This is a genomic window from Mycetocola sp. BIGb0189, assembly GCF_024810155.1.
GTDB classification, from domain to species: Bacteria; Actinomycetota; Actinomycetes; order Actinomycetales; family Microbacteriaceae; genus Mycetocola; species Mycetocola lacteus.
Genome location: NZ_JANUED010000006.1, coordinates 79,072 through 93,822, shown reverse-complemented (window position 1 = coordinate 93,822; position 14,751 = coordinate 79,072). Strand labels below are relative to the sequence as shown.

Sequence of the window (14,751 nt, the reverse complement as noted above, 5' to 3'; positions counted from 1 at the left end):
GGGGCCTCCCTCGCCGCCGGCGGGCACACTGAGCGTCATGCGTGAAACTTCTTGTTACTTGAGGAAGTCCGGGATGTCCAGCTCGGCCGAGTCGGCGAATGCCGGGTCGGCGGTGGCCGGCGGGGTGTCGAGGTTCTCGGCGGTGACGTTCCAGCCCGAGGCCGGCTCGTCCACGATCATCTCGGTCGCGGCAACCTCCTCGGTCGAGGTCAGAACCCCGCCCGCGCCGATCTTCGCGTCCTTCATGGCCTCGACGTTCTTCGCCGGCGGTTCTCCGCCGTCAAAGCCCGCGGCGATGACGGTGACGCGGACCTCGTCGCCGAGGCTGTCGTCGATCACGGTACCGAAGATGATGTTCGCCTCGGGGTGGACGGCCTCCTGGACCAGACGCGCGGCGTCGTTGATCTCGAAGATACCCAGGTTGGAACCACCCTGAATCGAGAGCAGCACGCCGTGTGCACCCTCGATCGAGGCTTCCAGCAGCGGCGACGCCACGGCGAGCTCGGCGGCCTTGATCGCGCGGTCTGCACCGCGCGAGGAACCGATACCCATCAGCGCGGAGCCCGCACCCTGCATGACCGACTTGACGTCGGCGAAGTCAAGGTTGATCAGACCCGGGGTCGTGATCAGGTCGGTGATGCCCTGGACACCGGCGAGCAGCACCTGGTCGGCGGTCGCGAAAGCCTCAACCATCGAGATGCCGCGGTCGCTGATTTCCAGCAGGCGGTCGTTCGGCACCACGATGAGGGTGTCGACCTCTTCCTTGAGCTTGGCCACACCGAGCTCGGCCTGGGCCTGACGGCGGCGACCCTCGAACCCGAAGGGCTTGGTCACCACACCGATGGTCAGGGCACCGATCGACTTGGCGATGCGTGCGACGACGGGGGCACCACCGGTTCCGGTTCCACCACCCTCTCCCGCGGTCACAAAGACCATGTCGGCGCCGGCGAGGGCGTTCTCGATTTCCTCGGCGTGGTCCTCGGCGGCACGGCGGCCCACCTCGGGGTCCGCGCCGGCACCGAGGCCGCGGGTCAGCTCACGGCCGACGTCGAGCTTGACGTCGGCGTCGCTCATCAAGAGCGCCTGGGCGTCGGTGTTAATGGCGATGAATTCAACGCCGCGGAGGCCAAGCTCGATCATGCGGTTGACGGCGTTCACGCCGCCTCCGCCGATGCCGACGACCTTGATCTCGGCGAGGTAGTTCTGGTTTGCTGTCACGTCGACCTCCGGTGAGAACTTTCAACCTCTACTTGAGGCTTAAAGTTATGCTCAGTATGCATTTCCTTTCCCTGACGGTATGCCCAACGAACGCTCCCGCGCCGCCGACACGCCCGCGTGTCGAGAGTTTCCCGGCAAAGATGGGAAAAACCGCCCGGACCGGGTGGTCCAGGGCGGTTTTCCCAGGCGGATTTCCTGGCTTAGCCGACCACACCAATCTCCGGCGAGGTCACGTTGAAGCGCTGCGCATCGGGCTGGGCTCGCATCAGGGCCTCCAAAAGCTTCGCCTTGACCACCCCGTCGCTTGCATCGCCCCACAGCACCACCGTCTCCGAATCGACGAGCCCGAAGGTAACGTCGTCCCGCGTGGTAGCACCGATCGAGGACACCTTGGCCCGCAGGTCTTCGGGCATGGCGCGCAGTACCGCGGCCGCGGCACGGAACGCGTCCATAGACTTCGCTCGATCCACGGTGATCACCGGATAGTCGGCGGGCTTTTCCCCGGTGCGTTCGATCACCACACCGGCGGCATCCACGAGCTCAAACCCTCCGTCCACCGCGACCACCCCGACCGGGGTGCGTTCGACGATGCGCAGGATCAGCGTCGAGGGCGGGCTGGATTCCACCCGATACGACTCGATCAGCGGAAACTCGGTGAGCACGGCCTTGATCGCACTCTGGTCCACCAGCGGGAACGGGGTACCCAGCTCCCCGGAAAGCTTGTGCTCCAGGGCGGATGCGCTGAGCCGATCGGTGCCGCGCACCTCGATCTTGCGCACCGAGAGGATCGGGGTATAACTCACGATCAACGCGAGCAGCGCCACGACCGCGACCGAGCCGAGACCGATCAGCCAGGCCCGGCGTCGACGCCGACTCCGTACGGTGAAACGACGCACCTCGGCGCGCTCGAATCGCTTCCGCTCACGGCGCGCATCCCGCGCGGTCTGCGCCGCACGCTCGGGCGCCGGTGCGGCCTGGTCCTCGCGACGAGGAGCATCCGTGCCGCGCGGCTCGGAGAGGCCCGCGGGAATCGTGGGAGCGCGCAGCGCCGAGAGGTCCTGGGTGGCCTCATCGTCGCCGCGAGCGGACACCGCTTCGCCTCCTCGGTCGGCTGCCGACGACGAGACGGGGGGTGTGACATCGTTCCCCGGCCCAGAGGGCGCGGAGGGCTTGGAGGCTTCCGGCGCGGTGGCATCGGCGGTCTGTGCCCCGGCCGCGGCCCGGGCTCGCGAGAGCGCCTCTGCTACCCAGCCGGTTGGCGAAGATGCATCCTGACTGCTTGAGGTTTCAGGTGAGCCCGGCCGTCCGGACTCCGAACTGACCGGTGATTCCGCGGCCGGCTCGACTGTCCCTCGCGTAGCCGCACCCTCATCCGCGGTGGGCTCGACCGGCGACGCCCCGTCCCGGGCGGGACGACGCGTGTTCTTTCCCTCACCGGATGTGGGCGTGTGCGGGATTCCGGACGGGCGCTTCACCTAGTTGCCGTGTTCCTCGAGGGAGGTCAGCACCTGCGGGATGATCTTGTACACATCGCCACAGCCCAGGGTCACCACAAAGTCGCCGGGACGGGCAACGGTGGCCACGTAGTCGGCGGCCGCCTGCCAGTCGGCCTCGTAGTGCACGCGAGTGGGGTCCGCCCAGCGGGAGGAGACGATCTCTCCAGTCACGCCGGGGATCGGGTCCTCGCGGGCGGCACAGATGTCCAGCACCACGGTGTGGTCGGCCACGCGCTCAAGCACCTCGGCGAACTCGCCGGCCAGGGCCATCGTGCGGCTAAACAGGTGCGGCTGCTGGATCGCAATAATGCGCCCCTCCCCCACCACGTCGCGGGCGGCGGTCAGCGCGGCCTCGACCTCGGTCGGGTGGTGGGCGTAGTCGTCATATACGCTCACGCCGGAGACCACACCGTGCAGGTCGAAGCGGCGCTGGGTGCCACCGAACTCGGCGACGGCGGCCAGCGCGGCGGCCGGGTCAAAGCCCAGGCCGATCAGCACGGTCACTGCGCCCGCGGCGTTCAGCGCGTTGTGGTGGCCGGGCACGCGGAGGGTCGCCACATGGTCCACACCCTGATAGGTCAGGGTGAAGGTCACGTTGCCGTCGGTGAGGATGTTGTGCACGCGCACGGTGGCGTCCTCGGCCTCACCGAAGCTCAGCACACGGGTGTCCGCCGAGAACTGCGCGGTGATGCGCTTGGCACCGGGGTCATCCGAGGAGATCGCCACAAACTCGGAGGTCTTCTCGGCGAACTCCACAAAGGCCGCGTCAAACGCATCGAGGCTGCCGTAGTGGTCGAGGTGATCGGTGTCCACGTTGGTGATCAGTGCCACCGCGGTGTCATACAGCAGGAAGGAGCCATCGGACTCGTCGGCTTCCAACACAAACAGCTCGCCGGTACCGCCATCGCTGGAGACACCGAAGGGCTCGATCACGCCGCCGTTAACAAAGCTGGGGCTCTCGCCGAGGCCCAGCAGGCCGGTGACCAGCATGCCGGTCGAGGTGGTTTTGCCGTGAGCGCCGGCGACGGCGACCAGGCGCTTGCCCCGGGTCAGCCCGGCCAGGGCCTGCGAACGGTGCAGCACAGGAATACCGTTGTCGATCGCATAGCGATACTCGGGGTTCTCCGGCCACAGGGCGCTGGTCACCACCAGGGTGTCGGCACCCACCGCGTTGGCGGCGTCGTGGCCCACCGAGGTGGTGGCACCCAGCTCACGCAGGCTCGCCAGCTTGGGCGAGTCCTCACGGTCCGAACCCGACACCTCAAAGCCCGCCTGCAGGTACATGCGTGCGATGCCGCTCATGCCCGAACCGCCGATGCCCACAAAGTGCAGGCGGCCCAGGTTTTCGGGAATCTCTACCGAGAAGTCCGGTTTGATCACGATGTGTTTCCTCCTTCGCGGGTGCACCCCGCGCCGTAAAAATATGTGGGGACGGGACTAACCCTCGGCCACGGCCTCATCGATCACCGCGATGAGGCGCTCGGTCCCGTCCAGGCTGCCCATCAGACGCGACTGTACAGCCATATCCTGAACGCGGGTTCGGTCACCCAGCAGCGGGATCAGCGTGTCGCGCACCCACGCGGGGGTGAAGTCGGCGTCATTAACCAGCAGCGCGCCACCGGCGCGCACGGCGTCGGCCGCGTTGAAGCGCTGCTCGCCGTTACCCACCGGGTAGGGAATGTAGGCCGCGGGAATTCCCAGGGCCGAAATCTCACTCACGGTCGCGGCACCGGCGCGCGAGACGGCGAAGTCGGCCACGGCGAGGGCCAGGTCCATTCGGTCGCAGTACTCGATCACCCGGTAGCCGGGGGCACCGGTATCGCGCAGGTCGGAGCGTCCACCCACGATGTGCAGGATCTGGAAGCCCGCGGCCACGATCTGCTCCTGCGAGGAGGCGATGGTCTGGTTGAGCTTGCGGGCACCGGTGGAACCACCGGTGACCAGCAGCGTGCGCAGCTTCGGGTCCAGACCAAACAGCTCATAGCCTTCGGCCCGGGCGCTGTCGCGCTCGAGGTTCACGATCTCGCTGCGCAGCGGCATGCCCACATAGCTGCTCCCCCGCAGCCGAGTGCCGTGGAAGGCAACACCGATGTGATCGGTGTAGCGAGCACCGGCCTTGTTGGCCAGGCCCGGCTTGGCATTGGCCTCGTGGATGACCAGCGGGGTCTTGGTGCGCTTGGCCGCGCGGTAGGCGGGCGCGGAGGCATAGCCGCCGTAGCCGATCACCACGTCAATGTTGCGGTCGCGGATGATCCGCTCCACGTCTCCCACGGCCCGACGGAAGCGGGCGGGGAAGGTCAAGGCGGCACCGTTGAGACGGCGCGGGAAGGGCAGACGCTCGATGGTCAGCAGCTCGTAGCCGCGGGCGGGGACGAGGCGTGCCTCGAGTCCCTCCTTGGTCCCCAGGACAAAGATCTGAGCCTGGGGATCGCGGGCGCGCAGGGCGTCCGCGGTGGCGAGCAGCGGGTTCACGTGGCCCGCGGTTCCACCTCCGGCGAGAAGGTAGTTGGTCATGGATTACTCCGATTTCTGGGCGGAGACGACGGGCGCCTCACGCATGTTATTTTGCGACTGCCCCCGGGCGAAGGATAGCACCACTCCGATGGCGGCAAGCGAGGTGATCAGCGCGGTACCACCCTGGGAGAGCAGCGGGAGTGGCACACCGAGAACCGGCAGCAGACGCAGCACCACCGCGATGTTCACGAGGGCCTGGCCGACGATCCACACTAGGATCGCACCCGTGGTGATGCGCACCATCGGGTCGGTGGCCGAGCGAATCACCCGGATGAAGCCGATGGTCAGCAGGGTAAAGAGGGCGAGGACCACGATCGCGCCGATCAGGCCGAGCTCCTCACCGATGATGGCAAAGATGTAGTCGTTGGAGGCCGCGGGCAGCCAGGAGAACTTCTCCCGCGAGTTGCCAAGGCCCAGCCCAAACACGCCGCCGTTGGCCAGCGCCCAGGTGCCGTGCAGGGGCTGCCAGCACAGACCGTTATAGTCGGCGCACCCCTCCTCCAGGAATGAGCCGATGCGGTCGGTGCGGTTCTGGCTGGTCATCACGAAGAAGAGCACGGCCACGCCGGCCAACAGGATCGGCACGGCCAGGTAGCGCAGCTTGACGTTGGCAAAGAACAGGCCACCAAAAACCAGCACGGCCATGATCATCACGGTACCGAGGTCGTGGCCGAGCTGAACCAGCCCGAGTGCCACGATCGACACCGGAACAACCGGGATCACCACGTGACGCCAGTTGTCCAGCATGTTGTACTTGCGACCGAGAACGACACCAAGCCAGATGCACAGCGCGAGCTTCACGGCCTCGGAGGGCTGGGCGGTAAAGACACCCAGAGAAATCCAGTTTCGGTTACCACCGTCTTCGATACCCAGCGGGGTGAAGACCAGCAGCTGCAGCATCAGCGTGATGCCCAGCAGGACCCAGGCCCACTTCTTCCAGAAGTCCAGGCTGAACCGGCTGATGATCAGCATCAGCGGGATACCGATCACCGCGAAGGTGGCCTGCTTCCAGAACCCACCAAAGAAGCCCTTATCGTCCAGCCAGGAGTCCACGCTGGACGCGGAGAGCACCATGACCAGGCCGATCAGCACCAGGAAGATCGTGGTGCCCAACAGCAGATAGTAGTTCGATGACTGCGGGGAAAACAGCTTGCCCACGCTCACCCGAGCGGTGGTTTTATCCTGCGGTGTGCTCACCGGAGAGTCCACTGGCGCTTCCTCCCCACTTCTCGATGACCGCGGCCGCAAAACGCGTTCCACGATCGGCATAGCTCACAAACTGGTCCATCGATGCCGCGGCCGGGGCCAGCAGGACGGTGTCACCCTCCCGAGCCAGACCGGCGGCCAGTTCGACCGCCTGCGGCATGACATCTCCAGTTTCCGCTGCCGTGACCTCAACCAGGCTCACCTCGGGGGCGTGTCGCGCGAACGCGTCGCGCAACTCGTCTCGCTCGGCCCCGATCAGGACCACGCCGCGCAGGCGCGGGGCGAAATCGGTGATCAGGTCGTCGAGGTGGGCACCCTTGAGCAGCCCGCCCACAATCCAGACCACCGAGCCGAAGGCACCGAGCGAGGCACGGGCCGCGTGGGCGTTGGTGGCCTTGGAATCATCGATCCAGTGGATGCCGTGGGCCTCCAGGATGGACTCCACCCGATGGGCGTCGGCGCGGAAGGTCGACAGCGCGGTGTTGATCGACTCGGGGGTGATGCCCACCGAGCGAGCCAGCGCGCTGGCGGCCAGCACGTCCTCAACCAGGTGCGGGGCACCCAGACCGCGCTCGGCCAGGGCCTCAACGGTGATCAGTTCCAGGGCCGAGTGGTGACGGTCCTCATGGAAGGCACGATCCACCAGGATTCCCTCCACCACACCCACGTCGCTGGGTCCGGGCACACCGAGGTCAAATCCGATCGCGCGGGCACCGTCACGGACATCGGCCGCGCGGACCATCTCCTCGGTCACCACATCGGCCTTGTTGTACACGCAGGCATTGGCCACGTTCTCGTAGACGAAGCCCTTGGCGGCGATATAGCTCTGCAGCCCACCGTGCCAGTCCAGGTGATCGTCGGCGATGTTCAGGCACACCGCGGAAATCGGTTCCAGCGGGGTCTTCCCCGCCTGGACGGCCAGGTAGTGCAGCTGGAAGCTGGAGAGCTCCACCACAAAGAAGTCGAATCCCTCGGGGTCGCGCACGGCGTCCAGGACCGGCACACCGATGTTTCCACACGGGGCAACCTTGAACCCCTGGGCGGCGATCATCGAGGCCGTCAGCTGGGTTGTGGTGGTCTTACCGTTGGTTCCGGTGACCAGGATCCACTCGGCCGGGGTCCCGACCTTGTCGCGGACCCGCCAGGCCAGCTCGATGTCTCCCCAAACCGGCACGTGGGTCTCGGCGGCCCAGCGCACCAGCGGGTGGTCCGGGCGGAAGCCCGGGGACACGATCAGCAGGTCCGCGTTATGAGCGCTGAGCTCCGCGGGGACCGTGCCCAGATCGCCGGTGTACAGGGTTGCCCCGATGACCGGGACCAGGCGGGCCAGGTCGCTCTCGGCCGACTCGGCCAGAACCAGAACCTCGGCTCCGAGCTCGGTCAGGGTATCGGCCACCGAGAATCCGGTTTTGCCGAGGCCCAGGACGGCGACCCGCAGGCCCTTCCAGTCCGAGTACCAGCTGTTGAGGGAATCAAGCGATGCAGTCATACGTTCTTTCTTGGCCTAGCGGTAGAACCACTCGAGGTAAAACACTCCGACACCGGCGGCACACAGCAGCCCGGCGACGATCCAGAAGCGGACCACCACGGTGACCTCGGCCCAGCCCTTGAGTTCGAAGTGGTGATGAATGGGCGACATCAGGAAGATGCGCTTGCCATGGGTGGCCTTGAAGTAGGCCCGCTGGATGATGACTGATCCGGCCTCGATCACGTACAGACCACCGATCAGGATCAGCAGCAGCTCGGTGTGGGTCAGGATGGCCAGGGCCACCACCGCACCACCGAGGGCGAGCGAACCGGTGTCACCCAGGAAGATGTCGGCCGGCGAGGTGTTCCACCAGAGGAAGCCGATCAGCGCACCGGCAATGGCCGCGGCAACGATCGCCAGATCCAGCGGGTCCCGTACGTTGTAGCACTTGTGCACCACGTCGGCGGCGAGGGCCGGGTTGAAGCAGGACTGGTTGAACTGCCAGAACCCGATGATGATGTAGGAGCCGAGCGCCAGGATGGTGGCACCGGTGGCCAGTCCATCCAATCCGTCGGTGAGGTTCACCCCGTTGGAGGTTCCCACCACGAGGAACGAGGTCCAGATCAGGTAGAGCGCGTATCCGATGAATGGACCGGCAAAGATCAGGTCAAAGTTCAGGTCCCGAGTGAAGGAGATCGCGGTGCTCGCGGGGGTGACGCCGTTGGAGTTGGCGAAGTTGATCGCCATGATCCCGAAGGCCACGGCCACCACCAGCTGCCCGGCGATCTTGGACCAACCGCCAAGACCCAGGCTCTGCTGCTTGCGCACCTTGAGGAAGTCATCGGTGAAGCCCACGAGGCCGAGGCCCACCATCATGAAGAGCACCAGCAGGGCGGAAACCGAGACGGCCTCCCCGGTGACCAGCTTGGCGATGAAGTAACCAAACAGGGTGCCGATGATGATGACGATGCCACCCATCGTGGCGGTTCCCCGCTTGGAGTGGTGCGACTGGGGTCCATCGCTGCGGATGAACTGACCCCACTGGAGCTTATGGAACAGCTTCACAAAGACCGGGGTCAGCGTGAGGGAGAAGACCATTGATAGGACAACGGCCAAGAGCAGTGCTAGCACGTGAAAAATTCTCCCAGTCGGTCGCCGAGTAGTCGCAGGCCCGCCGAATTGGAGGACTTAACAAGCACCGTGTCTCCGGGTCGGATTGCGGTGGACAGATACTCGAACGCCGCATCTGCCTCCTCACAATATACCGACTCCCCGTCCCACGAGCCCTCATTGATGGCGGTGATGTGCAGGCGGCGTGCTGCCTGACCCACCACCACCAGCTGGGAAATATTCAGGCGGACCAGCTGCAATGCAATCCGGTCGTACTCGTCTCCGGCGATTTCACCGAGTTCGGTCATCACACCCAGAACCGCGACGGTGCGGCGCTCTCGCGGGGTGATCTGCGCCAGAGTACGGATCGCGGCGGCCATCGAATCGGGGCTCGCGTTATAGGCGTCGTTGATGATCGTGACGTCGTCACGGCCACCCAGGACCTCCATCCGCCAGCGCTCGGCGCGCGCCAGGGTACCCAGCGCCGCAATGGCGTCCTCGAGTGCGATCCCGAGCGCGTCGGCGGCGCTCAGCGCGGCCAGCGCGTTATAAACGTGGTGCTCGCCGAGGATGCGCAGGTGAACCGGATACTCGGCACCGGATTCGGTGTGCAGCACAAAGTCGGTGCCGGTACGGGTGCTCTCCACACCGCGGGCACCAAAGGTCGCCTGGTCGGTGTCCATCGCGAAGGTGCGTACCCGGGCGACGGTCTTTTCCGCCATGCCCATGACCCGATAATCATCGGCGTTCAGGATGGCCACATCCGAAGGTGTCAGTTCGGTAACCATTTCGCTCTTGGCCAAAACCGTGCGCTCCACGCCACCAAATTCGCCGGCGTGGGCCAGGCCCACCTTGAGCACGATGCCCACATCGGGCTTGGCAATCGACACCAGGCGGGCGATATCGCCCACGTGGCTCGCGCCCATCTCGATGATCAGGAAGCGGGTGTCATAGGTGGTGCGCAGGATCGTCAGCGGCGCCCCCACGTGGTTGTTGAATGAGGCACGCGGGGCGACGGTCTCGGCCCGAGCCGAGAGGATCGCGTTCAGCATGTTCTTGGTGGTGGTCTTGCCGTTGGAGCCGGTGATCCCGACCACCTTCAGGTCCCCCGCTGCCCGCACCCGGGCGACCACGGCACGGGCGAGATCGGCGATGGCCACCACGACATCGGCGACGACGATCTGGGCGATGTCCTCATCCACCACACGCTCGGTCAGCGCGAGTGCGGCACCGGCGGCCAGGGCGGTGCCCACGAAGTTATGTCCGTCGGTGACCTCCCCGGGCTTGGCCACGAAGATATCGCCGGGCTGGATCAGCCGGGAATCGGTGTCGACGAGTCCCGAAACGGTGTCGGACGCCGAGAGCGTGGTGGGGGTGCTGTGGAGTTCACCTCCAACAATTTCGGTGATCTCGGTGAGGGTCAAAGCAATCATGGTGTTTACGATCTTTCGTGCACACGAACCGGGGTGTGGCCGTGTTGAGTCTGACCCGCACCCCCGTTTGCCTCGGGGTGCGGGCGGCGCGTGTTAGTAGGTGCCCTTCCAACCGGGCGGGGTGGTGGTCGACGGCGGGATGCCGTACTTCTTGATGACCTGAGCGACGATCTCCTTGAACAGCGGAGCGGCCGCGGCCGAGGAGCGGTAGGTCAGCGGGGACTTGAGGTGGACGGTGACCACATACTGCGGGTCGTCCGCCGGGAACATGCCCGCCATCGAGGCCACAAACGTGGTCTGCAGCTGGCCATCAACGAACTGCTCACCGGTACCGGACTTCGCCGCGACCCGGTACCCGGGCATGCGCAGCTGGTCGGCAAGGAATCCGTCGGTAACCACGGTCTCCATCATACCGATCGTTTCTTTGGCGGCGCTCGCGGAGAGGATCCTCTCGCCGTCGGTCTTGGCGGGGGCATCGGTGACGGTGCCGTCGGGGTAGGAGCAGCCCTCCACCAGTTCGAGCGGCTTCATCACACCATCGTTGGCGATGCCCTGGTAGATCTGGGCCATCTGCACGGCGGTGGTGGACAGCCCCTGACCGAACATGGTCACGTACTTGGTCTGGTTGTCCCACTTATCCACGGGGTGTAGCACACCGGAGGACTGACCGGGGAACTTGATGTCGGTGGACTGGCCGATCCCAAACTTCTTCAGGTACTCGTAGCGCTGATCGTCGGGCATCTTCTCGCCGAGAATGCTCAGGCCGGTGTTGGAGGACTGCTGCAGCACGCCACTCATGGTCAGGCGCTCATCCTCATGCGGGAGGGCGTCCTTGATGCTGGCACCGTTTTTGGGGTGGTATCGGTAGGGTGCTACCACCTGCGTGTTGTGATCGGCGAGGCCGGCATCCACGAGCATTGCGGCGGTCAGCGGCTTAAAGATCGAACCGGGCTCAAACGGCACCTGGAACGCGCGGGATCCGCGGAACTCCGCCGGGGTACCGTCCACGTTGCCGGGATCCACGCTGGGCGCCTCGGCGATCGCGCGAATCTTGCCGGTCTTGACCTCGGTGACCATCGCGATACCGTACTCGGCCTTGGTATCGGCCACCTGCGAGGCGACCAGCTGCTGGAGGGTCCAGTTCAGGTCCTTGTCCAGGGTGAGCTGGAGGGTGCCACCGGGCTTGGCCTCGGTCACCGTCTCGGTGGTTCCGGGCAGGGGCACACGGTCCTTGGACTGCTGGAACTGCTGACGCCCATCGGTGCCCTCGAGGCACTGTTCGGCGCTGAGCTCCATGCCGGCCTGGCCCTGGTTGTCGGCCCCCACAAAGCCCACGATGTTTCCGGCGACAGCCCCGTTGGGATACACCCGACCGAAGGTCTGGCGAATGTAGAGCCAGGGAATGTTCATGGCGCGGATCTTGGCGAACTGGTCGTAGCTGACCTTTTCGGCCAGCAGCGCGTACGCCGCGTCCTTGTTCTTGGCGAGGGCATCGTCGATCTTGGCCTGCAGGGTCGCGGGATCAACCTCGAGGACCCCGGCAATGTCGGCGATGGCCTGCTGGGTGGAAATCTTGACGGTCTTTTTGCCGTCCTTACGGTCGAAGGCCTTGACGTCCTTCGGCGAGGTGGTGATTTCGAACTGGGCGATGCTGGAGGCCAGCACCGCACCGTTGGCATCCACGATGTTTCCGCGCGGCGCGTAGATGGTGCTGGATCCACCCATCTTCTCCAGCGAGTCGGCGACCAGGCTCTCGGCCCGCACCACCTGGATATCAACCAGCCGAGCGACAAACCCGGCCAGGATCAGGGCCACCACGATCAGGACCGCGACGAGTCGCCGCCTGGTGGACATTGCCGATGAGGTCATGCAAACACCTGGAACATTTTCTCCTCAGTTGCGTCCCCCGAGGCGGAGGGCGAGGATGACGACACGGTACCGGTTCGCGCAGCGCGGGCCGCGCGAACCGGTGGGTGCGGGCGAGGCCCGCGCGATAACCGAGGTTGCCGCGTGAAACTAGTGGGTCTTCGGCGACGGAAGTCCCGCGTCCAACGATACGTTGGCGGGGCCCGCGGGAGCGTTTGCCGCGCCCGAGTTGATCACAACATCTCCCCCGGCGGTCGCGATGGGCGCCCCCTGGATCATCGAGTTCTGAATCGAGTTCGCCGGGACCTGCTTGACCGGACCGGTGCCCGCGGCGGTGCCGGTCACCTCACCGGTCTTCAGCGAGAGATAGGCGGGGGTTCCCCCGAAGGTCATGCCGAGCGCCTGGGCGTTGGCGGCAATGTACTGCGGCGAGGAGATCGCGGCCAGGTCGGTGCCGATCGACTGGCTCTGCCAGCCCAGCTCACGGTGCTCCTTCTGCAGCGCATTGAGCTCATAGGCACCCTGGCTGAGGCCCACACTGAGCAGGATCTGGGTCAGCACAATCGCGCCGATGGCTCCCAGCGCCATAAACGCATAGAGCAGCTTGGGCTTGGCCTGGGCGCGGGTACGCGTGCCCGGGGAGACCGCGCGCAGCGGCCGTTCCCGGCCGCGCTCGGGTGCCTCGACCGGTGCGGCGGTAACATCCCACGCGAAATCGTTGCGTGCCAGGTTTTCACTCATGATCAGCCCTCACGTACTCGTTCTGCCGCGCGCAGCCGAACCGGCTTGGCGCGGGGGTTTTCTTCGATCTCGGCATCCGAGGCGAGCTCGGCGCCACGAACCAGGAGCCGGAAGCGTGCCGCGTGTTCGGGCAGCTCCATGGGCAGACCGGCCGGCGCGGTGGACGCCGTGGCCTTGGCAAACAAACGCTTGATGATGCGGTCTTCGAGGGACTGATAGGACAGCACCACGATGCGTCCTCCCACATTCAGCGCGTCCAGCGCGGCGGGAATCGCCGCGGACAGCACGCTGAGTTCGGTGTTAACCTCGATCCGCAGGGCCTGGAACACACGCTTGGCCGGGTGGCCGTTGCGGGAGACCGCGGCGGGGGTTGCATCCTGCAGGATCTGCACGAGCTGACCCGAGCGGGTGATCGGGGCTTCGTTGCGCGCGGCGATGATCGCCCGGGCGTAGCGACCGGCGAGCTTTTCCTCGCCGAAGTCTTCGAAGATGCGGCGCAGGTCGCCCTCGCGATAGGTCGCCAGGATGATCTCGGCGGTCAGCTCGCTGGTGCCGTCCATGCGCATGTCCAGCGGTGCGTCCTGTGCGTAGGAGAAGCCGCGCTCGGCGCGGTCCAGCTGGAGCGAGGAGACACCGAGGTCAAACAGGATCGCGTCCACGCCGGAGACCCCGGCGCTTTCCAGGGCACCCTCGATGCCGTCATAGACGGTGTGCACGAGGTGGGCCCGGTCGGCCACGGCGGCAAGCCGAGTACCGGCGATTTCCAGCGCCTGCGGGTCGCGGTCCAGGCCGATCAGGTTGAGGTTCGGGTAGCGGGTCAGCATGGCGAGCGAGTGCCCACCCATGCCGAGGGTCGCGTCAATCGCCCAGGCGCCGGGCTTTGCCAGCGCGGGGTCGAGCAGCTCGAGACAACGCTCGAGGAGTACGGGGGTATGAATCTTGTCGAGTTCCATAGTGTTTTCTTCCGGTGCCCGATGGGCAATCCCTGGGGCCTGATCCCCATCCGCTCCGTCCCGCCGCCAGGGAAGGGGCGTCGGCACGTTGGTGAACGGCGGGGGGTCGGGGTGCAGGGACTAGAACAGTCCCGGAATCACCTCCTCGGCGGTGTCGGCGAACGCCGCTTCCTGCTCGGCCAGATAGGCCTCCCAGGCTTCGGTGTCCCAGATCTCGGCGCGGCTACCCGCACCGATGACGGTGAGTTCGCGGCTCAACCCGGCATAGTTGCGCAGTGCCGAGGGAACCGTGATGCGGTTCTGCTTGTCCGGAGTCTCCGCGCTCGCCCCCGAGAGGAACACACGCAGATAGTCGCGGGCCTGCTTACTGGTCACCGGGGCCTGCCGAATCTTGGTGTGCATGTCCTCGAACTCTCGAGTACTGAACACGTAGATGCAGCGTTCCTGGCCACGGGTCATCACCACCCCGCCGGCGAGTTCCTCACGAAACTTGGCCGGCAGGATCAGGCGGCCTTTTTCATCCAACTTCGGGGCATAGGTACCGAGAAACATGTCTCCAGCTCCCTCCCCCGATCGGACGACCTCCACCGCTTGCCCCCACTTTACTCCACCCCCTACCACTTTCCTAGGAACCAAACCTAATTTTTCGATTTAACGCGCCGACAGCCCAGTAAATACGGGACCTGTGAAAGTGGAGGGAAATGGAGCGTTAAATCCGTTCAGCGAGTCTATGTGCCCGTATAAGC

Annotated in this window: 12 protein-coding genes; all 12 read right to left on the bottom strand. The window is 65.7% G+C overall.

The genetic code is table 11. The features are described 5' to 3' along the window. Positions 1–54: 54 nt before the first annotated feature. Positions 55–1,218 (bottom strand): cell division protein FtsZ, encoded by a 1,164-nt coding sequence (gene ftsZ, locus M2390_RS10660; protein WP_030143327.1) that lies wholly within the window; start codon positions 1,216–1,218, stop codon positions 55–57. 200 nt (positions 1,219–1,418) lie between these two features. Then, the gene (locus tag M2390_RS10655; RefSeq protein ID WP_259178606.1) at positions 1,419–2,309 is read right to left on the bottom strand and encodes an FtsQ-type POTRA domain-containing protein; all 891 of its coding nucleotides are present in this window, start codon (positions 2,307–2,309) and stop codon (positions 1,419–1,421) included. A gap of 384 nt (positions 2,310–2,693) precedes the next feature. Next, positions 2,694–4,094 (bottom strand): UDP-N-acetylmuramate--L-alanine ligase, encoded by a 1,401-nt coding sequence (gene murC / locus M2390_RS10650; protein WP_259178605.1) that lies wholly within the window; start codon positions 4,092–4,094, stop codon positions 2,694–2,696. 57 nt (positions 4,095–4,151) lie between these two features. Further along, entirely contained in the window at positions 4,152–5,228 is a 1,077-nt protein-coding gene (locus tag M2390_RS10645; RefSeq protein ID WP_259178604.1) for a glycosyltransferase, read from the bottom strand. Between the two features lie 3 nt (positions 5,229–5,231). After that, the gene (gene ftsW, locus M2390_RS10640) at positions 5,232–6,425 is read right to left on the bottom strand and encodes a putative lipid II flippase FtsW (RefSeq protein WP_259178603.1); all 1,194 of its coding nucleotides are present in this window, start codon (positions 6,423–6,425) and stop codon (positions 5,232–5,234) included. After that, positions 6,406–7,923: a UDP-N-acetylmuramoyl-L-alanine--D-glutamate ligase gene (gene murD, locus M2390_RS10635; protein WP_259178602.1), complete on the bottom strand. Its 1,518-nt coding sequence runs from the start codon at positions 7,921–7,923 to the stop codon at positions 6,406–6,408. Before murD ends, ftsW begins: the two co-directional genes overlap by 20 nt. A gap of 15 nt (positions 7,924–7,938) precedes the next feature. Beyond that, positions 7,939–9,033, bottom strand: a complete 1,095-nt coding sequence (mraY, locus tag M2390_RS10630) for a phospho-N-acetylmuramoyl-pentapeptide-transferase (RefSeq protein ID WP_259178601.1) — start codon at positions 9,031–9,033, stop codon at positions 7,939–7,941. After that, a complete protein-coding gene (gene murF, locus M2390_RS10625; protein ID WP_259178600.1) occupies positions 9,027–10,445 on the bottom strand; it encodes a UDP-N-acetylmuramoyl-tripeptide--D-alanyl-D-alanine ligase in 1,419 nt (472 codons plus the stop codon). Before murF ends, mraY begins: the two co-directional genes overlap by 7 nt. Positions 10,446–10,538: 93 nt before the next feature. Next, positions 10,539–12,314, bottom strand: a complete 1,776-nt coding sequence (locus M2390_RS10620) for a penicillin-binding protein 2 (RefSeq protein WP_259178598.1) — start codon at positions 12,312–12,314, stop codon at positions 10,539–10,541. Between the two features lie 147 nt (positions 12,315–12,461). Next, positions 12,462–13,052, bottom strand: a complete 591-nt coding sequence (locus M2390_RS10615) for a hypothetical protein (RefSeq protein ID WP_121687986.1) — start codon at positions 13,050–13,052, stop codon at positions 12,462–12,464. 2 nt (positions 13,053–13,054) lie between these two features. Further along, entirely contained in the window at positions 13,055–14,005 is a 951-nt protein-coding gene (gene rsmH, locus M2390_RS10610) for a 16S rRNA (cytosine(1402)-N(4))-methyltransferase RsmH (protein WP_121687987.1), read from the bottom strand. 120 nt (positions 14,006–14,125) lie between these two features. Continuing rightward, the gene (gene mraZ / locus M2390_RS10605) at positions 14,126–14,557 is read right to left on the bottom strand and encodes a division/cell wall cluster transcriptional repressor MraZ (protein ID WP_030143316.1); all 432 of its coding nucleotides are present in this window, start codon (positions 14,555–14,557) and stop codon (positions 14,126–14,128) included. Between the last annotated feature and the right edge of the window lie 194 nt (positions 14,558–14,751).